General features: G+C 52.4%; 21 protein-coding genes, 1 tRNA gene and 3 pseudogenes. 13 read left to right on the top strand and 12 right to left on the bottom strand.

The annotated features are described in order from the left end of the window. Positions 1-36 precede the first annotated feature (36 nt). Together purC and QN399_RS15455 are read left to right on the top strand one after the other, a co-directional pair. Entirely contained in the window at positions 37-747 is a 711-nt protein-coding gene (gene purC, locus QN399_RS15460; RefSeq protein WP_219064249.1) for a phosphoribosylaminoimidazolesuccinocarboxamide synthase, read from the top strand. Positions 748-840: 93 nt separating this feature from the next. Then, positions 841-930: transfer RNA gene (locus QN399_RS15455), tRNA-Ser, on the top strand. A 228-nt stretch (positions 931-1,158) separates the two neighbouring features. Here the strand turns inward: QN399_RS15455 and QN399_RS15450 are convergent. Further along, positions 1,159-2,235 (bottom strand): hypothetical protein, encoded by a 1,077-nt coding sequence (locus QN399_RS15450; protein WP_330201165.1) that lies wholly within the window; start codon positions 2,233-2,235, stop codon positions 1,159-1,161. Positions 2,236-2,371: 136 nt separating this feature from the next. Between QN399_RS15450 and QN399_RS15445 the strand changes: the two genes are divergently transcribed. The 3 genes from QN399_RS15445 to QN399_RS15435 all read left to right on the top strand — a co-directional run bounded on the left by QN399_RS15445 (position 2,372) and on the right by QN399_RS15435 (position 5,526). Further along, complete coding sequence (locus tag QN399_RS15445; protein WP_330201164.1) at positions 2,372-3,766, top strand: hypothetical protein; 1,395 nt, start codon at positions 2,372-2,374, stop codon at positions 3,764-3,766. Between the two features lie 76 nt (positions 3,767-3,842). After that, a complete protein-coding gene (locus QN399_RS15440) occupies positions 3,843-4,058 on the top strand; it encodes an AlpA family transcriptional regulator (RefSeq protein ID WP_330201163.1) in 216 nt (71 codons plus the stop codon). 502 nt (positions 4,059-4,560) lie between these two features. After that, a complete protein-coding gene (locus QN399_RS15435; RefSeq protein WP_330201162.1) occupies positions 4,561-5,526 on the top strand; it encodes an inovirus-type Gp2 protein in 966 nt (321 codons plus the stop codon). A 383-nt stretch (positions 5,527-5,909) separates the two neighbouring features. On the opposite strand, the gene QN399_RS15430 is transcribed toward QN399_RS15435, so the two are convergent. The 5 genes from QN399_RS15430 to QN399_RS15410 form a co-directional block, all read right to left on the bottom strand. Next, positions 5,910-6,377 carry a DUF411 domain-containing protein gene (locus QN399_RS15430; RefSeq protein WP_330201161.1) on the bottom strand — a complete coding sequence of 156 codons (468 nt, stop codon included), beginning with the start codon at positions 6,375-6,377 and terminating at the stop codon, positions 5,910-5,912. A 166-nt stretch (positions 6,378-6,543) separates the two neighbouring features. Continuing rightward, positions 6,544-7,554, bottom strand: a complete 1,011-nt coding sequence (locus QN399_RS15425) for a copper resistance protein B (protein WP_330201160.1) — start codon at positions 7,552-7,554, stop codon at positions 6,544-6,546. Continuing rightward, positions 7,526-7,756: a hypothetical protein gene (locus QN399_RS15420; RefSeq protein ID WP_330201159.1), complete on the bottom strand. Its 231-nt coding sequence runs from the start codon at positions 7,754-7,756 to the stop codon at positions 7,526-7,528. Before QN399_RS15420 ends, QN399_RS15425 begins: the two co-directional genes overlap by 29 nt. Before the next feature lie 12 nt (positions 7,757-7,768). Continuing rightward, positions 7,769-9,550 carry a copper resistance system multicopper oxidase gene (locus tag QN399_RS15415; protein ID WP_330201158.1) on the bottom strand — a complete coding sequence of 594 codons (1,782 nt, stop codon included), beginning with the start codon at positions 9,548-9,550 and terminating at the stop codon, positions 7,769-7,771. 218 nt (positions 9,551-9,768) lie between these two features. Continuing rightward, positions 9,769-9,975: a co-regulatory protein PtrA N-terminal domain-containing protein gene (locus QN399_RS15410; RefSeq protein WP_330201157.1), complete on the bottom strand. Its 207-nt coding sequence runs from the start codon at positions 9,973-9,975 to the stop codon at positions 9,769-9,771. A 386-nt stretch (positions 9,976-10,361) separates the two neighbouring features. Between QN399_RS15410 and flgB the strand changes: the two are divergent. Further along, a pseudogene (gene flgB / locus QN399_RS15405) lies at positions 10,362-10,775 on the top strand (flagellar basal body rod protein FlgB). A 207-nt stretch (positions 10,776-10,982) separates the two neighbouring features. Here the strand turns inward: flgB and QN399_RS15400 are convergent. Next, positions 10,983-11,142 (bottom strand): annotated as a pseudogene (locus tag QN399_RS15400) (IS5/IS1182 family transposase); the annotation flags it as partial. Positions 11,143-11,969: 827 nt separating this feature from the next. Between QN399_RS15400 and QN399_RS15395 the strand changes: the two are divergent. Next, positions 11,970-12,371: a DUF305 domain-containing protein gene (locus QN399_RS15395; protein WP_330201156.1), complete on the top strand. Its 402-nt coding sequence runs from the start codon at positions 11,970-11,972 to the stop codon at positions 12,369-12,371. A gap of 840 nt (positions 12,372-13,211) precedes the next feature. Here the strand turns inward: QN399_RS15395 and QN399_RS15390 are convergent. From QN399_RS15390 to QN399_RS15380, 3 genes and pseudogenes are all read right to left on the bottom strand, one after another. Beyond that, a pseudogene (locus QN399_RS15390) lies at positions 13,212-13,358 on the bottom strand (heavy-metal-associated domain-containing protein); the annotation flags it as partial. Positions 13,359-13,469: 111 nt separating this feature from the next. Continuing rightward, a complete protein-coding gene (locus QN399_RS15385) occupies positions 13,470-15,824 on the bottom strand; it encodes a heavy metal translocating P-type ATPase (RefSeq protein ID WP_330201155.1) in 2,355 nt (784 codons plus the stop codon). Positions 15,825-15,826: 2 nt separating this feature from the next. Further along, positions 15,827-16,084, bottom strand: a complete 258-nt coding sequence (locus QN399_RS15380) for a DUF2933 domain-containing protein (RefSeq protein WP_330201154.1) — start codon at positions 16,082-16,084, stop codon at positions 15,827-15,829. Positions 16,085-16,436: 352 nt separating this feature from the next. Between QN399_RS15380 and QN399_RS15375 the strand changes: the two genes are divergently transcribed. The 6 genes from QN399_RS15375 to copD all read left to right on the top strand — a co-directional run bounded on the left by QN399_RS15375 (position 16,437) and on the right by copD (position 22,536). Next, the gene (locus tag QN399_RS15375) at positions 16,437-17,126 is read left to right on the top strand and encodes a heavy metal response regulator transcription factor (RefSeq protein WP_322182820.1); all 690 of its coding nucleotides are present in this window, start codon (positions 16,437-16,439) and stop codon (positions 17,124-17,126) included. Then, the gene (locus QN399_RS15370; protein ID WP_322181249.1) at positions 17,123-18,511 is read left to right on the top strand and encodes a heavy metal sensor histidine kinase; all 1,389 of its coding nucleotides are present in this window, start codon (positions 17,123-17,125) and stop codon (positions 18,509-18,511) included. Before QN399_RS15375 ends, QN399_RS15370 begins: the two co-directional genes overlap by 4 nt. Positions 18,512-18,824: 313 nt before the next feature. After that, entirely contained in the window at positions 18,825-19,235 is a 411-nt protein-coding gene (locus QN399_RS15365; protein WP_330201153.1) for a hypothetical protein, read from the top strand. An 11-nt stretch (positions 19,236-19,246) separates the two neighbouring features. Further along, the gene (locus QN399_RS15360) at positions 19,247-20,731 is read left to right on the top strand and encodes a multicopper oxidase family protein (RefSeq protein WP_322181253.1); all 1,485 of its coding nucleotides are present in this window, start codon (positions 19,247-19,249) and stop codon (positions 20,729-20,731) included. A 473-nt stretch (positions 20,732-21,204) separates the two neighbouring features. Beyond that, positions 21,205-21,588, top strand: a complete 384-nt coding sequence (copC, locus tag QN399_RS15355; protein ID WP_322181255.1) for a copper homeostasis periplasmic binding protein CopC — start codon at positions 21,205-21,207, stop codon at positions 21,586-21,588. A 3-nt stretch (positions 21,589-21,591) separates the two neighbouring features. Next, positions 21,592-22,536 carry a copper homeostasis membrane protein CopD gene (gene copD / locus QN399_RS15350; RefSeq protein ID WP_330201152.1) on the top strand — a complete coding sequence of 315 codons (945 nt, stop codon included), beginning with the start codon at positions 21,592-21,594 and terminating at the stop codon, positions 22,534-22,536. A 397-nt stretch (positions 22,537-22,933) separates the two neighbouring features. Here copD and QN399_RS15345 read toward each other — a convergent pair whose 3' ends face one another. After that, positions 22,934-23,686 carry an alpha/beta hydrolase gene (locus tag QN399_RS15345; protein ID WP_330201151.1) on the bottom strand — a complete coding sequence of 251 codons (753 nt, stop codon included), beginning with the start codon at positions 23,684-23,686 and terminating at the stop codon, positions 22,934-22,936. Between the two features lie 62 nt (positions 23,687-23,748). Further along, entirely contained in the window at positions 23,749-25,296 is a 1,548-nt protein-coding gene (locus QN399_RS15340) for an IS66 family transposase (protein ID WP_330201150.1), read from the bottom strand. Positions 25,297-25,362: the final 66 nt, after the last annotated feature.

Here is a 25,362-nt window from a genome sequence, read left to right as displayed (position 1 = left end):
CGCCTGGCCCAACTACTTTAGCAAGCGGAGCCCATCATGGAAAAACGTGAAGAACTCTACCGCGGCAAAGCCAAATCGGTGTACACCACCGACGACGCAGACCGCTTGATCCTGCTGTTTCGCAACGACACCTCGGCGTTCGACGGCAAGCGTATTGAACAGCTCGATCGCAAAGGCATGGTGAACAACAAGTTCAACGCCTTCATCATGCAAAAGCTCGAAGAGGCGGGTATCCCAACCCAATTCGACAAGCTGCTGGGCGATAACGAATGCCTGGTCAAAAAACTCGAGATGATCCCGGTCGAATGCGTCGTGCGTAACTACGCCGCCGGTAGCCTGGTCAAACGCCTGGGCATCGAAGAGGGTACCAAGCTCAACCCTTACACCTTCGAACTGTTCCTCAAGGACGACGCGAAGGGCGATCCGTTCATCAACGAATCCCACGTAGTGGCTTTCGGTTGGGGCACCGCCGAACAACTGGTTCGGATGAAAGAGCTGTCCCTGAAGGTCAATGAAGTCCTGAGCAAGCTGTTCGACGACGCGGGTCTGCTGCTGGTCGACTTCAAACTCGAATTCGGCGTATTCCACGGCCAGATCGTCCTCGGCGATGAATTCAGCCCGGACGGTTGCCGTCTGTGGGACAAAGAAACCCGCAAGAAAATGGACAAAGACCGCTTCCGCCAGGGCCTCGGTGACGTTATCGAAGCCTACGAAGAAGTCGCAAAACGCCTCGGCGTACCGCTTTAACGTAAAAAGTTACGCAAGCGCCTGATAGCACGCGAAAATTTCCCTCGCAGGGGGTTCGCCTTCTGCACCTGAGCTGTTATCATGCGCGCCGTTGGAGAGATGCCAGAGTGGCCGAATGGGACGGATTCGAAATCCGTTGTACTGGCGACAGTACCTAGGGTTCGAATCCCTATCTCTCCGCCATTTTAAGCTAAAAAAGTCCCGTTCTTCGGGGCTTTTTTTTGTCTGATGGTTTTTGTCCCCCCATTTGTCCCCCCACTGCGTTTTTCGTGATAGCCATGCCGGCATAAGCAGGCCCCGTGGTCAGCCGCCTGTCGCCCAAAGTATCGAGCGAGTGAGTACTGATGGCAAGAAGAGGCTGATCGAACATTATTTGATGTGGCGTCAAATATCGCCCTCAATGATATTCAGCTAAATGAGTCCCTCGAACTCGGACGCAGAGCCAAGTTCCGGAGGCAGCTTTAGCACAACAGTCGAAAGCCTCTTGCGTTGCAAGCGCATGTTCGAAAAGAAATCTTTCTGATGCTGAAGTCCGTGCAGTTCAATCGTCTCTGGCTCTCCGGGAAGGTTCACCGCATCATTGGGGCTAGCCATGCCTGTAATGCTGCTTGGCGCATAGTCAGCGGCGCATTCCCCTTCTGGAGGGGCGTCTGGCTGTACCCAGGTAGTAGTTCTGGCTCCGTAATTCTCTATTTTTAGGGGGTTGAGCTCTGAAGAGTTGGAAGGTTCGATATTTGACGTGCAAGTTTGTGTGGGATCGACTTTCACGATAAGGGCCACGCTGATTGCAATTTGTTCATTGCTTGGTCGCTTAATGAGTCCAGTCAAACGCTTTTGGGATAGGTGCGTTAGTCCGGAGACCCGCACTAAAGCATTCTTGCGCACTATTTCGTACGCGTTTTCGATTTCACCTTCTTGGGGCTCCATGAGTGTCTGACGCGTCTTCTTACCATCAGTCAGTGTCGTGCTGGATAATATGGCGAACTCATACAGTACATGGCCTAAGAGATGGCCTAGAGCGTCGATCTCGCTCTGTGTTCCCTGTAACTCCTCGTTATGTCGTTCCTTTGTCTCTTTTCTTTCCTCGCCGGCGGCCTTGAGCTGAGCGGCGCTGTTCTGCAGTAGCCATTCAAGGCAGTCAGCAGCAGTGCCATGCTCATTCGCGGTGGTTAGCTGCTGAAGCTTTTTCTGTGCGGCAGAAGATAAGACAAAGCTACAGGCCTTCTGCTTGTTCTTCTTTCGCTTGTCTCTGATCTTTTGCTGAGTCCAGGCCTCGTTCATTTGCCGTAAGCGCTTCCATGTCGTATCAGCGTCTGGGCCGGTTGTCGCCCACCTCTCGATCTCTTTTTTGAGTTGTACCAGTTCACTGCCCTTAAGAAGACGGTCTGGAAGACTTTCCCCTCTCTTTGTCAGATATCTGCGTATCCAAGCCGCGAGGCCAGTTTCGCTTTCATCGATCCAAGCCAAGTAATGGGGATGGTTGCTCATTGAGTGACTCTAGTGGATGTTTTGGTCATTTTAGCATAATCAATTATTCATAGGGCTACGAATAATTTACTTTCTAAATACAGGGTGTAATTTCTAATGTAATATTGCGGAATTCAGGCGTTCATACGGAAGACTTATGCTTCTAGATACCCTTACCACCCGATCCAGCGAGCTTGGGCCGGATGCGAGATATTGCTTAGCACGTTTCGTTTTGTGCTTTGGGGATCGCGAGTCTGAGGGGCTTTCGACTAAGGAAATGGCGAATGGCTTTGGCGTATCGGAATCGGTGATGTCTGCTTCTTTGAAGGCGCTAGTTGATGCGGGGGCTCTGATTTGCCGTTCTGAACTCACTGGGAGAAAAGGTCGCACGGGCCGATTTTATCGGGTGCCAAAAGAGTGGGTTAAAGGTGACCCTGACAGCTGTCACTCGGAGGTTGTCGCCGAACTATTGCAACGGTCGCGAGCTATTATGGAAAGTCCCCCAGTGGATTATCCACCACAGTCGGATTGTGAGGATACCCAGTTGGAAAGGGCTAAGGTTCGTGGAAGAGCCGTCAGGAAGACCAGACAGCTTGGCCGCCTGAGTAATGTAAATCGTCTGATTATGGCCGTGCTGCTATGCCGGGCTGACCGCCTTGGCGTTGTTCGTACTCTAGGGCATTCTGATTTAGTGAAACTGACCGGACTTACCAGTGAGCACCTGAGTAATCGGATGAAGACGCTTTTGTCAGGCGGACTGATCCGGGCATTTGTGCCTGGTGCAACTAGCAAAGTGCTTTTCAGACCGACGAAGAGTTTTTATTTCCTAAATCTAGGCCACCCCGATTTGGCCGATCCTCAGCAAATGGTGACTTCAATAGTGTTCCCTTACCCATGGGAGGGTGAAGAGATCGAGGGGGAGGCTGCCGCTCGGTTCAGAAAGAAGGAGTATTTGGATGATAGGTTCTTAGCCTTTTTTCATGATAAACATCGGCTAGCAGTTTCGCGTGTTTTTCAAGTCAGAATTGATGAGTATGCATCCTGCTTATTGTCTGCGAACTGGTGTTCTCTCAACGACAAACCGCATAAGCCTCATTCTGGTTTGATCAAGCAGATTCGAGAGGATTTTCAGCCGCCTCAATCGGCTACTAAAAGTGAAGCTGATACTTTCCCTAATATCAGTGAGTCGACGCAGCTAATGAAATCACTGTATTCAGCTGCATTGCGGAAGGCTCGAAGGATTAAAGAGGCAATGCAGTCAGTCGCTGGTTCAGGTTTTCACTCAATGGATCACATGATTTTACCGAGCCCTGTCGTTTTAAATGGGATGCACCCTATTTTTCCGTTCGTGTCCGTGCTTTCGGCTTCTCGCACTGAGATTAAGGAAACTGGATGTAGTGTCGTTGATCTAAGAATGCCATCTCCTATGTTTTTCTCAACGGAACAGGACATCCCGCTTGAAGATCGATATTGCTTCGGGTTGTTAACTCCCCCAGCGGGGCAACTGACTGTTGGTTCCGTTAGAGGGGATGTTTGTATCGTTAGACAATAGAGCTAGTAGCTCGAGTCGCGTCAGTTTTTTTTAATTGACTCTCCCCATCCTCTGAACCAATCAGAGGGCTGCGGCCATGAAGAAATTGATCCGTAAGAAAGATGTACTCGCGGCTACAGGCTTTAAGAACTCGACGCTGTACAAATACATCTCCGAGGATAGGTTCCCGAAACCGGTGTCACTGGGAGAGCGAGCAGTCGCGTGGGTGGAGAGTGAGGTGGTGGCTTGGATTGATGCACGTATCAAGGCGCGTGATACTGCCGAAGCGAGGAGCGTGCAACCGGTCATGTAAGGTGAAGAGGTCCGGCCTTTTACAATAATCACCCTGACCGGATGACTCGGTCAGGGTGATTATGAGGGTTGGCTTTTAGTAGGTAATAAGTCAGCTAACTCCCCTATGTTAAAAACCATAAAATCTTCGGCTGGCTCGATGATGTTGCTGTCCGTTACCCAGTGCGGTCGGGGTTTTATTCATCCCGTTTTGGAAGGCTGTATTAATATAGGTTTCATATAGGTTTTATAGAAGTCTTGGATTAAGTATACATGAGCCTTAGATATGCTCCCCATAGATCCAATGATTAACCGATGCTCATGACCCTAGGTATAGGCTGTATAAGGGCATTAGATCAAGGGATACCTAGACGCCAGATTAAGCAACACTCATACCCCTCAGTAGGCAACTCCATACATGCCTAACCGCTACCAACCACCTATGGATGAGTCAATCAGCGGGTAACAGATTAAAAAATACTCTCTTTGTATCTGGTATGTCTTAATCAACCAGGTACCCCATCATGACTACTCGCATCAACCGTCACCTTCTCTCCCAGTCTGATATCGCCATTCAGATTGAACGTCTTGTAAAGGCTATTCAGAGAACACGCAGTCCGGCATTCAAGTTCATCAAATCAGCACTTGGCCAGGAACGCCTACAGGCAACCTGTGTCTCCCGCTACTTCGAGCACATACAGAGAATGGTGTCACTGTTCGACGAAGACCCATCTTACGACTTCAGTGAGCACCTTCAGGTGTTTCGCGATGCATGTCAGTACATTGGGCTGGAACGTAGTCCTGTAGGGCTCACATGCCTCAGTGACGACGAGACCCGCTATCTAAGAACTGAAGAGATGCTCAATGCACTGACTGATCGTATCCGTCATCTGACGAGCTCTAAGCAGTACCGGCGCGCAGCAGTGAATCGGCGTTTCCAGGCTAGAGACCAACAGAGCACGATCACTGAGACAGTGGACCGGGTGCTGGACAGTGTTCCCTCAACAATAGTGGTGCGTGTGGATCTTCATTACTCGTCTGCGTTCCAGTATCGGCAGCGTGTGGAAGATGTGTTTGCGGATCTGGATCGGTTGCGCAGAGAGATTGAGCGCAATGAGATCTTCGATGATCTCATTTGGCATATCTGTAGCGTTGAGCAGGGGGAGGATCGGGGCTATCACATTCACACCGCATTATTCTTCGATGGGGCAAAGGTCGACTGCGATGTCCACAAGGCCCGTCAGCTCGGTCGGCTGTGGGAGGACATTACCCGTGGTCAGGGCTACTACTTCAACTGCAACGCAAACAAGGAGCGTTATGGGGATAATCTAGGCATTGGTCGTGTCGATCGCAATGATCCGGGCATTCGCAGCAAGGTGCACAAGGCAATGCATTACTTGGCTAAGGATGAGGACACCCAGCACCTTCGTCTGAAACCTGAAGGGGCTCGGTGCCTACGTAAGGGGCAGCTTCGCAAGCCGACGCTGTAGTTCTCGCCTGCGAAGATAGGCTGGCATTCGAAAGGCTCTTTATTGCAGAGCCTTTCGATATTACCAATAGTTCAACCATGCTCCCCACTAGCTTGATGGGCTGGCAGACAGGCTTTATCGGCGCAGATATCGCCGCTGTCCTGGCAGCATTAGTTTGTTGGATCGTCCGCAGATCTGAGGCGTGCATGAGCCTGCGGTGGTATTTGGTGAAGAACTGGAGATTGCCAATCTCGTGCTGGGCCGTGTTGTTTTGCTGGAAGAGAGGGCTACAGCTTTATGGATACGGCCTGTCGCCGGCATTGTTTTCGGTTTTGGCCATATTTCACTTGAGTTTTTTGTTTGCGTTGCGGCTTTTATTCGTTATACGGTCAAGAATTTTTTGGTTAGTTTTCAGGATATACCGCAAGGACCTGATCTATGCCCGCGTTGGTAAGGCCTATTACCTGGTAGGCACCATGGTTTCCTTCGACCTCCATTCCTGGAGAGCCTGCCGGCATGCCAGGAGCAGCGGTCCCGACAAGGTCGTCACGTTTAGTCATTGCAATCATCTGCTCGGCAGGCACGTGGCCCTCAACAAACTTGCCCTTGATCATCGCGGTGTGGCAGGACGAGAGTCGTGGAGCGACACCGGGATCTTGTTTGACAGCGCTCATGTTGGTTTCTACATGATCAATGACGGTGAAGCCGTTTGCTTCAAGGTACTGAATCCATTTCTTGCAGCATCCGCAGTTTGCATCTCGATGAACATCGATTGTCAGGGCTTGTGCCGCTTGAGCGGTTGAAGCAATGAAAAGCGCTGCAAACGTTGCGATACGCAGAAATCGCCTTGAGAATCGGAAGCTACCTGTCATGAATATTTCCTTTTGCCTTGGCAGCGTTGGGATATCCGGCGAAGCAGCAGAACTCTCACCCGAGCGTTCAATACCACTACTTAGATTTGGTTGAAGGTCTTACGCTTGAGTCGGGAGAGCCGACTCCCCGATCGTTCAAAGTTCGTAATGGCGTTGCTCTCACCACTCAGAACCACATCCGAATACCGGCTACAAATCGAGCCTCGTTGGTCTTTTCTCCTTCATCGCTGGCCAGGTCGGCCGTCTTGCCGTAGGAGCGGTTCCAGGTAACCCCGATGTAGGGGGCAAATTGGCGATCAATCTCGTAACGTAATCGGAGCCCTACTTCGGTGTTTGCCAATCCAGAGCCAATGCCCCGCTGGGGATCATTTTTTCCGTATAAATTTACTTCGGCTGTTGGCTGCAAGATCAGGCGATTGGTCAGCAGAATGTCGTAATCACCCTCAAGTCGAGCAGCGGTTTGACCGTTCTCACCGATGTAAGCAGTCGCTTCGGCTTCAAAGTTATAGAGGGCCATGCCCTGAATACCGAGCGCTCCCCACGTTTGTGGCGACCCAGGCTTGAAGTCTTGTCGTACGCCGGTAACGACATCCCACCATGGACCGATGGCGTGCCCCCAAAGTGCTTGGAGTTCAGCGTTTTTCGTTACGCCATTGGTGCGTTCACCTTCCGAGCGCAACCACAGACGATCAACGTCACCGCCGATCCATCCTTTTGCATCCCAGGCCAACGCACTACCGTTGTCAGCGTCTTGGTACTCAAACTTATCCAGCAGCATAAATGAGTTGAGTTTTTTGTCGTGGACACCATGACCCGCCACATCTGGGAAGGCAGCTGCACGGTCAGCGTCGGTAAGTACGGGGACTGGAGTTCGACTGGCGGTAGTCGCCCCTCCATCCATACCGTCCATCTCACCATCGTCCATAGCTGCCATTGAACCGTGGTCCATCTTGGAGTGATCCATCGCGCCATCTTTCGCTTTGGCAGACTTGGTCTTTTGCGCAGTCGAAGGCTTTGAGCCAGCACTTGATGGCATTGCCATCGAAGGATTCATCTCTTCCACGGCTTGGGCCATCACAAAGAAAGCAGGACTGGTAGATACTGCCAGTGCCATCAGCGTTGGGCCTAAAAACTTACTCCTCATGATCTCAATCTGCCTTTTTGGTTTTTTGATCATGATCCATCGACTCATGGCTCATCTTGCCGTGGTCCATTGACCCGTTTGTCATAGTTGCAGGCTTGTCCGTTGCTTTCGCAGGAGTAGCAGGTAAATGATCGCTAGTGTCTTCCCCTGCCAGCACCGTGGACGAGAGTCCGCCCAGCAGGCCAACGGCAAAGAGGCAACCCACCAGCGATTTACGTTTTAGGTATGTGCTCACAGATCGTCTCCTTTACTCATCAACCCGTACTTCACGGAACATGCCCATTTCCATATGGAAAAGCAGGTGGCAGTGATAGGCCCAGCGACCTAAGGCATCAGCGGTGACTCTATAGCTGCGCTTGGTACCTGGCGGCATATCGATCGTGTGCTTGCGCACCATGAACTTGCCGTTCTCATCCTCAAGGTCACTCCACATGCCGTGAAGGTGGATGGGGTGGGTCATCATGGTGTCGTTCACCAAAGTGATGCGTAGACGTTCGCCGTACTTCAGGTGAAGCGGCTCGGCGTCAGAGAATTTGATACCGTTGAAGGACCACGAAAACTTCTCCATGTGACCGGTCAGATGAAGCTCGATGGTGCGGTTGGGCTCGCGGCCGTCAGGGTCTTGGAAAGTGCTTTTCAGATCAGAGTAGGTGAGCACTCGACGACCATTGTCCCGCAAACCGATGCCAGGATCGTTTAGCTTTGGCGTTGGGTTCATGGCTTGCATGTCAACCAACGGGTTGTTGGTTTCGGAGGCTGGGTGAGTCTGCATTTCTCCGCCCATGCCAGCCATCCCTGACATATCACCACTGCCCATCCCTGCCATCTTGCTGTGGTCCATACCGGCCATGTTGGACATGTCGCCTTTGTCCATGCCTGCCATCTTGCTGTGGTCCATACCGGCCATACCGCCCATTCCCATGTCATCCATGGTCAAAAGAGGTCGGGGATCGATCGCAGGCACCTGTGCCTTTAATCCTTCGCGAACTGCCAGGGTTCCGCGTGCATAACCGGTTCTATCCATCGACTGGGCAAATATGGTGTAAGCCTCTTCGCTGGCAGGCTCAACGATCACGTCATACGTTTCTGCCACGGCGATGCGGAATTCGTCGACGCTGACCGGTTTGACATGTTGTCCGTCAGCGGCCACAACGGTCATTTTCAAACCAGGAATACGGACGTCGAAATAGCTCATGGCTGAGCCGTTGATAAAACGCAGGCGCAGTTTCTCGCCCGGTTTGAAAATACCGGTCCAGTTACCATTAGGCGCCTGGCCATTCATGAGATAGGTATAAGTGTCCCCACTGACGTCTGCGAGATCGGTGGGGTTCATTTTCATTTCAGCCCACATCTTCCGGTCGGCCACGGCAGCAGACCAGCCTTGCTTGCTGACATCGTCGATGAAGTCGCCAACGGTACGTTTGTGGTGGTTGTAGTAGTCCGATTGCTTCTTGAGCTTGGCCATGACGCGGCTAGGATCTTCATCGGTCCAGTCAGTCAACATCACCACATAGTCGCGGTTGTATTGAAAAGGTTCAGGCTCTTTCGAGTCGATAACGATTGGGCCGTAAACGCCTGCCTGTTCCTGTAGGCCAGAGTGGCTGTGGTACCAGTACGTACCGTTCTGATGAACCTTGAATTTGTACTCGTACATGCCATCCGGTGCGATGCCATGGAAACTCAAGCCGGGCACACCGTCCATATTGGCCGGCAGGATGATCCCGTGCCAATGGATTGAGGTGTCTTGGTTTAGGCGGTTTTTCACCCGCAGTGTGACCGTCTCTCCTTCGCGCCAGCGCAGCAAAGGTCCGGGCAATGAGCCATTGATGGTCATTGCTGTGCGTGGCGAGCCAGTTATGTTTACAGGGCTTTCACCAATAAATAGATCAAATTCGTTACCGGTGAGAACGCTCGGCAGACCAGGACTGGTGACTGCCCATACGGGAGTGCGCCATAGACCAAGGCCGCCGAGAATGCCACCAGCGGCCAGGCCTTTAACGAAAGTCCGCCTAGAGGTTTTGGAATGCATACCGTTTAAGTCCAATCAGTCAAAAGGGAAGCCGTGCGAAACAACCAATGCGTTGCCCATCCAGGTTGAAGGCACTCTCTCGGGGTTTTAATGAGCCCAGGTGAGCTTCGCCCGCCGTGACTAAAGACGAATTCTTACGGCAAGCGAGCTCAGAAATTGCCACATTTAAACCACCACAGTGATTACATTTCTGTCAGCTTGGGAGCGCGGCAGGCTATTCAGCCATTGTTGTGGTTCATCGCTTCGGCTTTACCTTCTGCGATGGGAGGCTGGGCGCTATGCTTTTGGGCTACTTGGTACGATTCCATTGACTTATGCCTAGCCGCCTCCATGCGTGCGAAAGTCCGGTCACCACCGCCTTCAGCCATAGCCAAAGAAGAGACGGTCAGGGCTGCGATAACGAACAAAGCTTTGATAGGGGACATTTGGATTTCCTGTGATCAGTGTTGGTAACCCCAAATCCACATCACGTGATGATTCTTAGGGGTGAGCTTAAGGCTCAACAGGACTATAAAACTCATCCCCTGTCAGTTAGCTTAGGCAAATATTACAGTTGTGTCAGGTTGCGATATTTCTCTTGAGGAACACACTACTTAATCAGTAAGGTCTCGATCATCCAGCGTCACATACCGCTATTTACCGATTAAAAGTTTTAGCTATGCGATTTCTTAAGCTTCCGGTCACTTTTACGAGGACTTGACGCTTTTTTGGCACCTGCAATGGAATTGAATAAGTCGACGTGAACGCAGTGCGTTCACATTTGAGTGTTCGATATCCGTGAGAATAGTAGCGCTACTGAGGGTGATTGGGTGTGAGTATTAATTTTGAGAACGCGCTTGGCTCCGCAGAAAAAGCGTTAATTTATCGTAGCCAAAGAGCTGAGGTGCTGAGCAATAATATCGCTAACGCCGATACGCCGAACTTTAAGGCCTAAGATTCAGACTTTTCTGCTGTACTTGTAGACCAGAAAAAAGTAGCTATTGCGACTCCGTTTTCTTTGAAAACAACAAACCTAAAGCATATTTCCGGAAAAGAATCAGCAGGTGATATTTACGGAGATACTTTGCTTCACAGCACACCGGATCAACCTTCCATTGATCAAAATACAGTCGATCAACAGGTCGAGGTCGCAAAGTACGCAGAAAATGAAATTCATTTCGATGCCGCTTTTACTAGGTTGAATGGAGTATTTAAAGGTTTGCTTAAAGTTTTGCGAGGTGACTAATAAGCAAAGGGGCAAGGGCTTGCTGACAGCTATGTACAGTGCAATTCTCAGACTCGAAGTGGCTTATCTTTGAATCTCAGATTTGTGTCTAAATGATCCTAACGCTAACGCTAACGCTAAGGGGGCTGCGCAATTTAAGCGGACACTATTTTAACGCTCATAAGCGTTGGTATCAGGAAGGCGTATTGGCCGTACGATTACTGATATTACCTGCAACCTGATCATCAACGTATACGCTGAACGGCCGCCTTCATTCTTCGGATAGTGCGGCTAAACCCTTCCACGGCAAGACCTGATCCATCTGAATCAGGAAGCGGTCTTGGGTCTGCTTGGGTTTACCGGCGTACTCTGCATTGGCGAAGGCCATCTGTTTTTATCAGGGCTCAACCGTTCAGTTCGTGTGAGGCGGGTACTCCACCAGAGATGGAAGACTTTTTCAGAATTTAGGCTATTCGCAACGAAATGCTAACCGACTAGAAGCTGACAGGAATGTAATATTAATTTCTGTCGACTGTCCGCCAAGCGTGGTCTAGGGTGAAATATGCGCCCGTGAGTACGCACTTACCTGACAGCCATGAAGCAATATCTTGCTCCCTTTACGCTTGGTATTTATCTGCAATATCCTCATTCACCATCTGTCCGAAATGATCAGTTTTTTAATCGAAACTGTCGAATATAGATGGCCCTAACACCACTGCTTGCGTTGTCTTTCCTTGGATACAATGGAGAACATAGCTATGACTAACACCCCGATGCCCTCTCACACGCCGCCTCAACACCTGCTGCCTTGCGTTGAGGCGTGTAGCCACTGCCACAGAGTTTGCCTGAATACAGCGATGAACCATTGCCTTGAGGTAGGGGGTAAACACGTTGAGGCCGAACATTTTAGGCTGATGATCAATTGTGCCGAAATCTGTCAAACGGCGGCCAATTTTTTATTGAGTGATTCCACTTTCCACCACCACGTATGCGCGATTTGCGCCGAGATCTGTGAGGCCTGTGTCAAGAGCTGCGAACAGGTCGGTGATATGGACGATTGCGTCAAAGCCTGTCGCGAATGCGCAGAGAGCTGCCGAAAAATGGCTGGTGGCCAAGGTTAGTCGAGCCCTATGTAGGTACAGAAATAGCGATTTCCGTGCGCGGGGGCAATGGTATGTATATGCCAATCTTCCGCCCTCTAACAGGAGATTCACAATGTCAAAGCATATTAAGCACAATAGCTCTGGCCGATTCACTTTGTCGGTGAGGGCGTTAGCGATGGCTGTCGCGGTCATGGCAACAGCGCCGACGTGGACTAATGCCGCAGAACCCGCGAAAAGCGAAATGATGCCGATGCCTTCTGAGCAGATGGATCACTCGAAGATGGATGGCATGAAAAAAATGGGTGGCACGTCCAAGACCGGCGATGTGGATTATGACTTCGCGGCCAACATGCGGATGCATCACCAGATGGCAGTCAAGATGGCGCAAGCCGAATTCAAGAACGGAAAAAATCCAGAGATGCTCGGTATGGCCAAGGACATAATTGCCGCACAGGAAAAGGAAATCGTCGTATTCGATCAGTGGATTAAAGCAAATAAAAAACCATCACCATAACTATGGTGATAGTGATGTCGATCTGTGCGCTGCATCTTTGACAGAAAAAGCCGTACCGGTTTGGCCGGTGATTCTCGCCGGCGCACACCACCTTGAACGGGTACTGGACGAAAACCAAGCTCCGCTTGGACCATGGATTTCCAGAGCCATTCGAGCTAGGTCAAAGGTGCAAGCAGAGGCACGGATCTTAGCCCGAGACGGTGCTCTGTCACTGTGCCTGGAGAAGCCCAATCGCATGGGGGTGGTAGAAACATTGCGTGATCAGAACTTGGCCAAAAGGGTTCTGTCCGAGCTAATTTCGATGACAGCATGATGGTCGATATTACCCTGCCAGCACCACTCTTCAACCTTCGGATGAGTGCCGCGTGGTTCGCCGAGTAATCATGCCCCGATGCGGCACTGGATATGGCCGTTGGTTCCGCGCGAACCGAAAGCCCTCAGTTCACTGCGCGGTGACTCTGGCGTCAGACAGCATAGGCAAAACCTGGAGAGCCAGAAGACAAGCAACCAGGCTCAATATCATGTGGTGGATTGCCTTATCGTCGGTGCAGACCCTGCCGGGCTGACAGCGGCTATCTATTTGGCACGCTATCGTCGACAGGTTCTACTGGTCAACGCCGGCAAGAGCCGTGCAGAGCTGATCCCGATCACGCATAACTAGCGGGGGGTTCCTCAGGGTGTTTCGGGGGCCAAGTTGTTGAAGGCTGCGCAAGCAGGCCGAACGCTACAATGTTTATATCCGACGAACCACCGTGAAAGCGCTATCAAAGCGAGGAATCAGCGCTCTCAGGCGCTGATCTGGGAAGGAAAACCTAACGCCTCGACAGCTTTACGAACCTACTCTGGGCTTTGGCTGCTTTCAACGCTCACCTTACCGGCCGCCCTGTCCACGGAAACCGTAGCTTCGTTGTCCAGTGATTGAATCGCTTTGGTAATTTTGCTGACACAGCTGCCGCAACCAATGCCTGATACATCTAAGACAAACATGTTTATTCCTCTCGTGCTGAGCGGTCTCTTTTCATCGCAACTACAGCATCAACGTTGACACGGCGGTAAGGTCAAGAGTTCTCTGTTTCGGGTTGCGAGCATCGCTGAAGTTCAATCTATTCGGGTATTTCTCAGTCTCAATGCATTGAAAACTACAGACGCAGAACTGACGCTCATGGCTATGGCGGCGATCATTGGCGATAGGAGGTGCCCTGTCAGGGGATAGAGCAGGCCTGCGGCGAGGGGAATACCCATCGAGTTGTAAAGAAAGGCGAAGCCCAGGTTTTGCCGCATGTTTTTTACTGTTGCAACCGAAAGAGCCCGTGCTCGTAGAATGCCCATTAGGTCGCCTTTTACAAGTGTGAGCTGCGCGCTATTCATCGCAACGTCAGTCCCTGTTCCCATTGCGATGCCGACATCTGCTCGCGCCAGGGCTGGCGCGTCGTTGATTCCGTCGCCAGCCACGGCAATCTTCCGGCCCTGCTGCTGGAGGTCTGCAACCAGGCGTTCCTTGTCCTGAGGTTTCACTTCACCATGGACCTCTTCAATCCCCATCTCCCTGGCGACAGCCCGAGCGGTGGTGAGCCCATCACCGGTGGCCATGATGATTTTTACGTTATCAGCTTTGAGCTTGGTGACTGCTTCTTTGGAGGTCGGTTTTATCGGGTCTGACACCGCCAGTAACCCTGCCAATACTCCGTCAACTGCGAGATAGATGATGCTGATGCCTTCAAGGCGTAACAACTCTGCACGGTCTTGTATGGCCTTAGTGCTAACGCCGGCGGCTTCCATCAACGCAGTGTTGCCCAGCTGGATCTTCTTGCCATCAACTAGACCGCTGACCCCAATACCTGAACCGGACTCAAAGGATTCAGGTTTGGTGAGCTCGATGTTCTCGGTTCGGGCGTGATCGACAATTGCATGAGCCAACGGATGTTCGCTGCCTTGATCAAGACTGGCGGCCAGTTGAAGAACATCGTGGGGGTTGAAACTGGGTGTGGCCTCCACACTGTGAAATACCGGCCGCCCTTCTGTCAGGGTGCCTGTTTTATCGACAATCAGTGTGTCGATCTTGCAAAGGTTTTCGATGGCACTGGCATCCCTGAACAGCACACCCATGCTAGCTGCCTTACCCGTCGAAACCATGATCGACATAGGCGTTGCGAGACCCAGCGCACAGGGGCAAGCGATGATCAGCACTGCGACAGCGTTGATCAGACCAAAGACCCAGCTGGGTTCAGGGCCGAAGAGCCCCCAGCCTATGAGTGTTAGCACCGCAATCGTGATCACACCCATCACAAAGTAGCCGGCAATCGAGTCGGCCATTCGTTGCATTGGTGCTTTGGAGCGCTGAGCCCGAGCGACCATCTGTACGATCTGTGAAAGCATGGTCTCTGCGCCGACCTTCTGCGCCTCCATTACCAAGCTCCCATGGGTATTGAGCGTGGCGCCGATCAAGCTATCTCCAGCTCTTTTCATTACCGGCACTGGCTCGCCAGTAAGCATGGATTCATCCACCGCACTTTCACCCTCCAGTACTGAGCCATCAACGGGTACCTTTTCACCTGGTCTGACACGCAGGTGGTCTCCTAGGTGAACATGGGTGAGAGGAATGTCTTCCTCCTGACCATCGGCGTTGATTCTTCGTGCAGTCTTGGGAGATAGGCCGAGAAGGGACTTAATGGCGGCGGAGGTTTGGGATCGGGCTTTGAGCTCAAGAATCTGCCCAAGCAAGGTGAGCGAGATGATGACCGCCGCGGCTTCGAAGTAGACGCCGATGCGCCCATCTTGCATGAAGGTGGCGGGAAAGCTTTGGGGAAAGAGCGTTGCCACGACGCTGTAAAGATAGGCTGCGGCGGTACCCAAACCAATCAGAGTCCACATGTTTGGACTGCGATTCCTAATGGAGGCGATGCCCCTTACAAAAAAGGGCCAACCTGCCCATAAGGTCACTGGCGTCGCTAGAGCGAGCTCGATCCAGTTTTGGATCGAGCCATGGAAGAGTTGTAACGAGTGTCCAGCCATGGCGAGCACGGTCACTATCACGGTTAATGGCAGCGACCACCAAAAGCGGCGGGTGAAATCCCGGAGTTTGGGGTTTTCCTCTTCATCGAGCGCGGGCATGACCGGTTCTAATGTCATACCACATTTAGGACAACTGCCAGGCCCAGGCTGGCGTATTTCCGGGTGCATAGGGCAGGTGAACTCGGTAACTTCCTGTGTTTCAGCTGCTGGAACGGTGTGGCTAGAGTGATCGGTATCCGACAGGGCAGCGGCATAGCGCGGGGGTTCTGCTCTAAACTTCTCCTGGCACTTCAGGCTGCAAAACTGATAGGTCTGCCCCTGATAAGTCTCGCTGAACTTGATCGGCGGGGTAACAGCCATGCCACACACCGGATCGCGTAGACCTTCATCCAGGACCTTCGCAGGAAGGGTTTGGTCTTGGTGACTTATGGCACTAGGCATGGCTATTTTCCTTTCTCATCCTTGTTGGTTTCTGACGGATCGACATGTTGACCGTGCCCTCCGTGTCCGAAAATATGCATCAGCGGGCAGGCGAACAGGATCAGATAGGGCAGGTAAGTCAGATAAGGTGAAAGATGACTGAAGTGTTCCCTAATCAGATAGAAGGCGCCAATCGCAACCAGCATGATGAGTACGACACCTGTTTTGCTCCTCCAGAAGGGTAGCGGGGCATTTTCAACCGAATACTGATGAGGGTTCATGATTTATCTCCCATTTTTTTGGCAAAAGTTGCCATAAGTCTGATACTTGAGAGTAGCCCACGCTCACTTTAAAACTGTGATCTCGATCAAGTCATGCGTACTCACTTCAGCGGAGCAACCATTGAGTCCAATACTGGCTCAGTAGGGCCGGTACTTGTATGAAGGTCTCGACTCTGTTGTAACACTTGCCTGATCAAATTGCTGTTCGGTGACGAACGTGTCGAGTGAAAACAGGTAAGTATTCATGCGGGTTAACATTTACCTGACGCCAAGATTACATTTATGTCAGTTTCGGATCAGAGAGACTTATTTGCTGCACACTCAGCCTAATGGTCATATTGAGATTCACCCCATGAAACTTTTGGTTGCTGAAGACGAACCGACATTAGGTATCTATTTACAGCAGGGCCTGACCGAGACCGGGTTCACTGTTGATCGATTCACCGACGGCAGTGAGGCCCTTCAACACGCCTTAAGCGAGGCATACGACCTGCTGATTCTGGACGTGATGATGCCAGGCATGGATGGGTGGGAACTCCTTCAAAAGGTGCGTAGGTCGGGTAAAGAGGTGCCGGTGCTTTTCCTGACGGCGCGAGACAGCATTGAAGATAGGGTCAAGGGACTAGAGCTGGGGGCAGACGATTATCTGATCAAACCTTTCGCTTTTTCTGAATTGCTGGCTCGCGTCAGAACCTTGCTGCGTCGCGGTAATAGCGCTCCCGCGCAAACCCATATGAAAGTGGCCGATCTTGAGGTCGACCTACTCAAACGCAGGGCAATTCGGGGAGGAAAACGCATAGACCTGACGGCTAAAGAGTTCGCGCTGCTGGAGCTACTGCTGCGCCGCAGAGGCGAAGTGCTATCAAAGTCGCTCATTGCCTCTCAAGTCTGGGACATGAACTTCGACAGCGATACTAACGTGATAGAAGTGGCGGTAAGAAGGCTCAGGGCGAAGATTGATGACGACTTCGAGGTCAAACTGATCCAGACCGTTCGAGGCATGGGTTACATGCTGGACTCACCAGACTCGGATCAGGAATGAACCGCCTATCCCTTACAACACGTCTGAGCTTGATGTTCATGCTTTCGGTGACCGTCGTGCTTACCGTTGCCGGCGTTAGTTTTAATCACCTCAGCCAGCGTCATTTCAAGATGCTGGATCAGCAAACCCTGAACGAAAAACTCAGCTCAACCCAAAGGATCTTGGGAGAGCTGCACAGCGTCGATCAATTCAGTGAGTTAAAACCACAGCTAGAGGCTTTGCTGGGGGCACACCGTGATTTGACCGCTATCATTCTGAATAGCGATGGAAAGCTGTTTTTCGCTAGCCCAAGGCCGGTCAGGGTGCCAGAGCAGCTCCGCACGCTCGAAAGCAACGCGATGTTGGAGTGGCAGGACCATGAGCAGATTTACCGAGGCGTCATGGCCCCGGCAATTGTTCCCGGGCAGGATAAGCCGCTGACCGTGATCTTGATCTTTGATGTGACGCAGCATATGTATTTCTTCGAGACCCTTCAGCGATGGTTTTGGATAGGGTTGGTGATCAGCGCGCTAGTCAGTGCCGGGCTGGGGTGGATGGTTGCACGCAGCGGTATGCGCCCTATTCGGCAGGTGACGATGGTCGCGGCCTCGATGTCTGCCGGCTCACTGAAAGAACGCATCCCGTTGGCGCCCGTGCCAAAAGAACTCCAGCAGATGGTGTCATCGTTCAACGCAATGTTGTCCCGTCTGGACGATGCATTTGTCCGGCTTTCGAATTTTTCCGCAGACATTGCTCATGAGCTGCGAACGCCTGTCAGTAACCTGATGACCCACACTGAGGTAGTGCTCTCACGAAAAAGGAACATTGAGGACTACGAAGACAATCTGTTCTCAAATCTTGAGGATTTGAAGCGCATGTCTCGCATGATCGATGACATGCTTTTCCTGGCCAAGTCCGACAATAAGTTGATCAAACCAGAGAACAGCCAGATAGAGCTGCGGGAGGTGGTGGGGAAACTGCTCGAATACTACCGCCTGCTGGCTGACGAGCGAGGCATTGAGCTTTGCGTTTCAGGTGTCGGAAGTGTCAGCGGTGACGTATTGATGCTGCGCAGAGCCATCTCGAACTTACTTTCGAATGCGCTACGGTACACGCCAGAGGGGAAAACCATCCGTGTGGATATCCGTCAGACAAATACGTCGACGGTGGTGACGGTGCAAAACCCTGGGAAGACCATTGCGCCCGAACACCTTGAGAAACTTTTTGATCGCTTTTACCGCGCAGACCCTGCGAGGCGCGAAGGGAGCCCTAGCAACGCAGGACTGGGGCTGTCGATTACCCGGTCGATCATTGAAGCTCATGAGGGCAGAATCTGGTGCACTTCATCCAATGGAACAACTGACTTTCATATTGAACTCCCTAGTGCCAGCATGAAACGCGCCTAAGCTTGGAAATGTTCCTCGAATCAACGCCGAGTCCAAGAGCCCACTCTTGCAATACCAATAGTAGTAACGGGAGTGCGGTTATGTTTGACCTATGTCAACAACCCCCATTAGGCGAGCGCTACTATTACACATGGCAGGGTGGTCAATTAACCGGAGTATGTTCCGTGGGTAGTGACCTCCTCTCTTGCAGATGCCGTTGCGGTTTACCGTTGGTAGTTGGTTGCCAGACGCCCTGTTTGCATACTGCTCGACTACATACTGATTCGGCGCGGTTCAACCGTGCGAGCTTTTCCCCTTCGTCTGGAGATTTGTCATGCAAGCACCACTGAAGTTGGTTTTAGCCGCTCTACTCACGAGCACTGCCTTATTCGCCAATGCCACGGAAGCTCATCATCCGGATGACGCCACGCCACCCGCCGCCGAGACAAGCACTCAGGCCCAGCCTGCCAGCAATCAAGCCATGACTGAGCATATGCAAAAGATGCAAGCCGCCCGCGACAAGGTCTCCGCCGCCAAGACGCCAACCGAACGCCGGGCCGCTATGCAGGAGAGCATGCAGACTATGAAGGGCTCCATGGAGATGATGCGTGACATGCACGCAGGCAAGGGCTGTAAAGAAATGGGCATGTCTGGCTCAGAAAATGGCGGCACGGGAATGATGGACATGATGATGAAGATGATGGATCAGCAGTCGAGCATGATGAACATGCAGATGTCCAAATGAAGGTGCACTTGATGCAACGGCGCACCTTCCTTGGAGGGTTGGCGTTGACAGGGCTGGCTGGCCCTTGGTTACAAGCGTGGTCGGCAGACACCATGACCTCCTCATCGACACCTCCTGGATTGCCTTTGCTGGCATCAGATATGCTACCGGCTGGCGGCTCACTGCGCGAAATCCCCAAACTGGCCAACGCCAGCAGCGTGCCAGGCCACTTTCAGGCGACCCTGACCGCTGCGCCACTAGCGGTTCCCTTTATCCCTGGACAGGCCGCAACCGAATTCTGGGCATATAATGGTGGCCTGCCTGGCCCCCTGATCGAGCTGTTTGAGGGCGACACGGTCGCAATCACCTTCGTCAACAATCTCAAACAGCCGTCTACTATCCACTGGCACGGCTTGCCGATACCGCCAGAGCAAGACGGCAATCCGCATGACCCGGTACCACCAGGCGGACGCCGTACTTACAGTTTCAATTTGCCCGAGGGCAGCGCCGGCACCTACTGGTATCACCCGCATCCTCACCAAAACACAGCGGAACAAGCGTTCCGAGGCTTGGCAGGCCCACTGGTGGTAAGGTCGCGGCATGACCCCTTGGCCGGGTTGCCAGAGCGATTGCTGGTGGTCTCCGATCTCAAACTAGACCGTTACGCTGCCATCGCCCCGAACGAAGCCAACGACTGGATGAACGGTCGCGAAGGTCAGTTCGCCTTGGTCAATGCCCAGCACCAACCCGTCTTGCCATTCGCCTCTGGAGGTCGTGAGCGCTGGCGCATTTGGAACGCCTGTAGTGCCCGCTACCTGCAACTCGCTCTGCCCGGTAGCACGCTGACTCTGGTCGGCACCGACGGTGGTCTGCTGGAAGAGCCACAGTCTGGGTTGACCGAATACCTGTTGGCACCGGGTCAGCGGATCGAACTGATAATCGACGCAGGCCGCCGTCGCGACCGCGTGGAATTGAGCGCCAATATCTACGCGCGCGGCAAAATGGGCGATGTGACGCCTGATCACATCATGCCTCTGCTGACGGTTGATTTTACGACGGTCACAGCCACAGAGCAGGCAGCCCTGCCGCTTAAGCTCGGCTCAGTGCCCGACCTTGGTGCGGCCGCAGTACGCAAACAGGTGGTGTTCAGCGAAAAAATGAGCATGGCCAATGGTCGCCATGGCGTGCAGTTTCTGGTCAACGACCAGGAATACGACATGCAACGTATCGATCTGGTGAGCCGAGTCAACGAGGTCGAGCTATGGGAAATCGTCAATCATTCTGACATGGACCATCCCTTTCACCTGCACGGTACTCAGTTCCAAGTGGTTGAGCGGGAGTTTGACGGCGTAGTCACACCGGTATCTTTCCGTGCCTGGCAAGACACGGTCAATCTGCGCTCAAGTGAAATCGTACGCATTAAAACGGTACAGCGTTGGCCCGGCCTGCGCATGTTTCACTGCCACATCCTCGAACACGAAGCGATGGGCATGATGGGGCAGCTCAAGGTGGTTTGATCAAGAGCGACAATATCGCCCTAGGCCGCATGCTCTCCTGACTCGAACAAACTGAAAAATTGCTCGGGCCGGGAGAGGGCGCGACGTTCCTCGTCGGTTAGCGCGTTCCCCCATCAAATTGAGGAGCCGACGGGGCCTGACTGTAGGTTAGGTAGCGTTTACACATGGGAAACACACTCTCTGATCCAACGGGTAAGCGATCGCGCGAGTGAAAGTGACTAAAGCCATCCTCAGTGCTGAACCCAAGAGCAGGCACAAAGCTTACTGAATTGTAATCGACCGGCCCGCTGTCATGTGGCATCGTGTCCCAGCTCTAGCACACGAGAATATTTAATCTATTGCCTGAGTCAGTCCTTACATAACGCAGCAGACGCTGGGTATTCGCATGCCGTTTTAACCGGAATCGATAAGTAGAAAGCTAGATCGCCCCCACCAAACTTCGAACCGACAGCTTATGCTGTGAGGAGTCTTGCATGTCATTTTTTAAAACTACAACTTTAGCGGCTGCACTTACTGCCGGATTGCTCTTGAGCGCTGTAGCCCAATCGCATCCAAAGTTAACCTCCTCAAACCCTGCGGACGGCTCGGCCTCCGTAGCTCCTTCCAAGATCGAGCTGCACTTCTCGGAAAACCTCACTACTCAGTTTTCGGGAGCGAAACTGATAATGACAGACATGCCGGGCATGCCTAATTCACCCATGGGTGTGAAGGCGAGTATTTCAGGCAGCGATGATCCGAAAACGATGGTCATCACACCCGCCTCTCCGCTCACCACGGGTTCTTATAAAGTCGAGTGGCGAGCGGTCTCTTCAGACACTCACCCCATGACAGGCAATTTTTCTTTCAAAGTGAAATGATCCATGAGCGACTCAATCAACATAGTCCTTCGCTTCGCTCTTTATATGGACCTGATGCTGCTATTCGGCCTGGCAACTTTTGGCCTGTATAGCCTAAGGGGCAAAGAGAGAGTGTCCGGTTCTGTTCTAAACTTTGAGTCGCTGCTTTTAGGTACGGCAATTACCGCCTTAGCCCTATCACTTTTCGCTATGTTATTACTTGCAAAGATGATGAGTGGTGTTTCAGATTTTATGGAGCTTCATCATCACATTTTTCAAATGGTACTGATGGGGACAGATGTTGGGCTGACGTGGATGGTCCGGATAATAGCCCTTGTACTGGCGTGCATAGCCGCCACCCTGAACAAACGCTTCCCGACGCCAAGTTTATGGGCGGTGTCGATATTGAGTGCTGTCGCCCTTGCTACTCTCGCGTGGACAGGACACGGCGCCATGGATGAGGGCAGTCGTCGTTATATGCATTTCACCAGCGATATTTTTCACCTTTTGGCAGCAGGTGGCTGGTTAGGTGCTCTCGCTGGATTCGCTTTACTGCTGCGAGCGAGGATGCTTAAAGGCGAACAGGAGGTGCGGATTCTGGCAAGAGCCCTGACCGGGTTCGAGTCAGCTGGGGCGCTGATCGTAGTAACTATAGGTCTGTCCGGAATAGTAAACTATCTTTTCATCGTCGGACCTAACTTAGACCAAGTGATGCTCAGTACCTATGGCGTACTTCTATTTTTAAAAATCCTATTGTTTGCAGGAATGATTGTATTGGCATCCCTTAATCGCTTCCATTTGAGTCCATTATTAGAGCGATCAATTAAGAAAGGACACTACGCAATTGCCGTCAATGCATTGCGACGCAGCATGACCCTGGAGTTCTCCATCGCGACAGTCATTGTGTGCCTTGTGGCCTGGCTAGGAACCTTGAGCCCCGAGATGGACATGTCAGCTGCGGCTGGGTAGTCAGACTCTTATACCAGACTCCGAGGATGACATTGCCTGTTCATTGCGCGGTCAAAGTCGATAAATTAGCGTATGCCCCATCTCCCTCCAGGGGAAATATTCGTTGTATCGTTGCGGAACGAAGCAACTGCTCAAAGCGCTCGGGAGATGTCTGGCAACCTTCTCGATCAAGACTGGATTTACCCTCCTGTTAGCATCGCCCTATGCACTCGGTCCACGGGTGCGCCATTAAATCAACCCCACCAAAGCCACTTCAGTGGTTTTTTGCGCCCGCCGGGGGTAAGCGTCTTGCGAAGTCATCTAGACGAAGGAAAATCTCGCGATTTTACAGTGACGGCCAGAAACCTTAGCAACACATCGACAGCAGCCTTTAGGCTACTGGCGATCTAGGGTGGCTTTAGTTTTTTTCGATGATGGAGGTTATTGCAGACGAAAATTGGTGGGCATCCTCAAGCATCATCAGATGGCCACAATTTTCCATTACTCGGTATGACGCGGCTTTCTCTTTGACCCAGTCAGGAATGTGCCATCCATTGGCTGATCGTTCGCCTGCAATAAGATGGAGCGGAATGTTATCGACCCAACCTTTGATTCCATCCAAGTAGGCCGGGTCGCCCGTGATATCAACGACAGAGGTTGCCATTTGCTGAAGCGTGCTCGCCGGCTGAAACGAAAGAGCGGTTGTCGCCGCTAACAAAGTGGCCTCGGTAGGTTTTACTCCAGCGCCATCCAGCCATTTTTCCGGCTCTGATCGATCGTTTGCCAGTTTGGTTTCGACCTCTTTCAGTGGCATTTTTGCCAGTTTTTGCGACCAAAAGGCGTCATCTAATGTGAAATTTCCTTCAATACTTATTACGGCTGCCACTCGATTTGGATAAGCGGCGGTAAAAAGCGCAGCAATTGCACCACCGACGGAATGCCCTACGAGGTACCAGCGGTCATGCGTCGAAGAGACTGCATTGATTTCCTGATGCAGATACTCGACTTGGGCATTCAGGCTAATCATTTCCGGATCGACTCCTGCCAAGGAGCCGTAGCCGAGCATATCTGGAGCAAGGATTTGCGTAGATTTTGCCCCACCCATCAGGATGGTTTCATTGAGTGGGCCGATTAGGCCGTGAATAAAAACTATACGGGTTGAATGAAGCATCCATTTCTCCAATTAGGATCTTGAGTTCCTATTCGAGTAAGCCACGAATGCATCTTGCTCGGCTATGCCGATCGCCACATATGCGGCAGCAACTTCGTAATCTCACTCGCACGCTGTGTAGGCAGGCGCGTGAGAACGTCCTTCAGATAGGCATATGGATCATGCCCATTTAACCGTGCAGATTGGATCAAACTCATGATCGCCGCCGCGCGTTTTCCGCTGCGCAGTGAGCCTGCAAATAGCCAGTTTTTGCGACCCAGAGCCCACGGCCTGATTTGGTTCTCGGCCCAGTTATTGTCTATGGGTACGGCCCCGTCATCGAGGTAGCGCGATAGCGCCGCCCAACGTTTTAGGCTGTAATCTAAAGCCCTGGCGATAGCCGAGCCATCGTGCACGAGCAGACGCTGGGCGATCATCCAGGCATGTAGGGCATCCATCACCGGCACGGCTTTTTCTTGCCGTATCAGGCGGCGTAAATCCGGCTCTAGGTCGCGGACTTCACGCTCGATTTCATACAGCAACTGGATGTATCGCAAGGCTTGTTCTGCAAGTTGGCTCTTGTGCGTGGCGTGCAGCTCGAAAAACTTGCGCCGTGCATGGGCCATGCAGCCGATCTCGGTCACGCCGAGTTCAAAACTGGCCTTGTAGCCGCCAAAATCGTCGCAGACCAACTTGCCTTTCCAGCCTTCCAGGAAGTTGCGGGCGTGTTCTCCAGCGCGGCTGGGGCTGAAGTCGTAAACGACCGCCGCCAAGTCCGAAAACTGGCTGGTGGCGTAGGCCCAGACATAGGAGCGATGGGTTTTCTTTGCGCCGGGCGTGAGCATCTGTACCGGCGTTTCGTCGGCGTGGATCACGCCGTGTGCAAGAACGGCATCACGCAAGGCATCCACCAACGGCTGCAACTGCACACCACAGTTGCCAACCCATTGCGCCAAGGTTGAGCGAGCGATGGCCAGGCCAGCTCGACCAAAAATCGATTCCTGACGATAGAGCGGTAGATGGTCGGCGAACTTCGCAATCATGACATGGGCCAGCAGCCCTGCGGTCGGGATGCCCTTGTCGATAACGTGCGCCGGAACCGGTGCCTGGATCAGCGTTTCGCAGTCATCACAGACCCACTTACCTCGGATGTGGCGTTCGACCGTGAACACGCCCGGCGTGTAGTCGAGCTTTTCGCTGACATCTTCACCAATACGCTTGAGGGCGCAGCCGCACTGGCAGTGGCTATTGTCGGGTTCGTGATGGATCAGGGCGCGCGGAAACTCCGGCGGCAACGCCGTGCGCTTAGGTTTTTGCTTTGTCTCGGTAGCAACTGAAGGTGTTTGCGGTGCCTGAAGCTCAGCCTCAATCGCCGCGATATCGGTATCGATCAGATCGTCCAGCAAGCTGGCCTGCTGCGGATTTAGCTGCTCGCTGCGTTTGGCAAACTTGAAGCGCTTGAGCTGTGCAATCTCGTGGGTCAGCTTCTCGATCACCGTTTGGTCACGGTGAATCTTTTTACCCATGGTCTCGACTGTCTGGTCAAGACTCTCGACACGCTGCATCAACTGCACCGCCAAAGCACGCAGTTGTTCAGGGTTTAGTTGGTCGAGATTGGGGAGCGAAGTCATGCCGCCGATTTTGCCAGAACAGGCTAATACCGACGATAGATCCATCGGACAATTGCACGGCCCAAC

The organism is Pseudomonas sp. 10C3 (assembly GCF_036346185.1).
Taxonomy (GTDB): domain Bacteria; phylum Pseudomonadota; class Gammaproteobacteria; order Pseudomonadales; family Pseudomonadaceae; genus Aquipseudomonas.
This window is presented reverse-complemented; position numbering and strand designations above follow the sequence as displayed.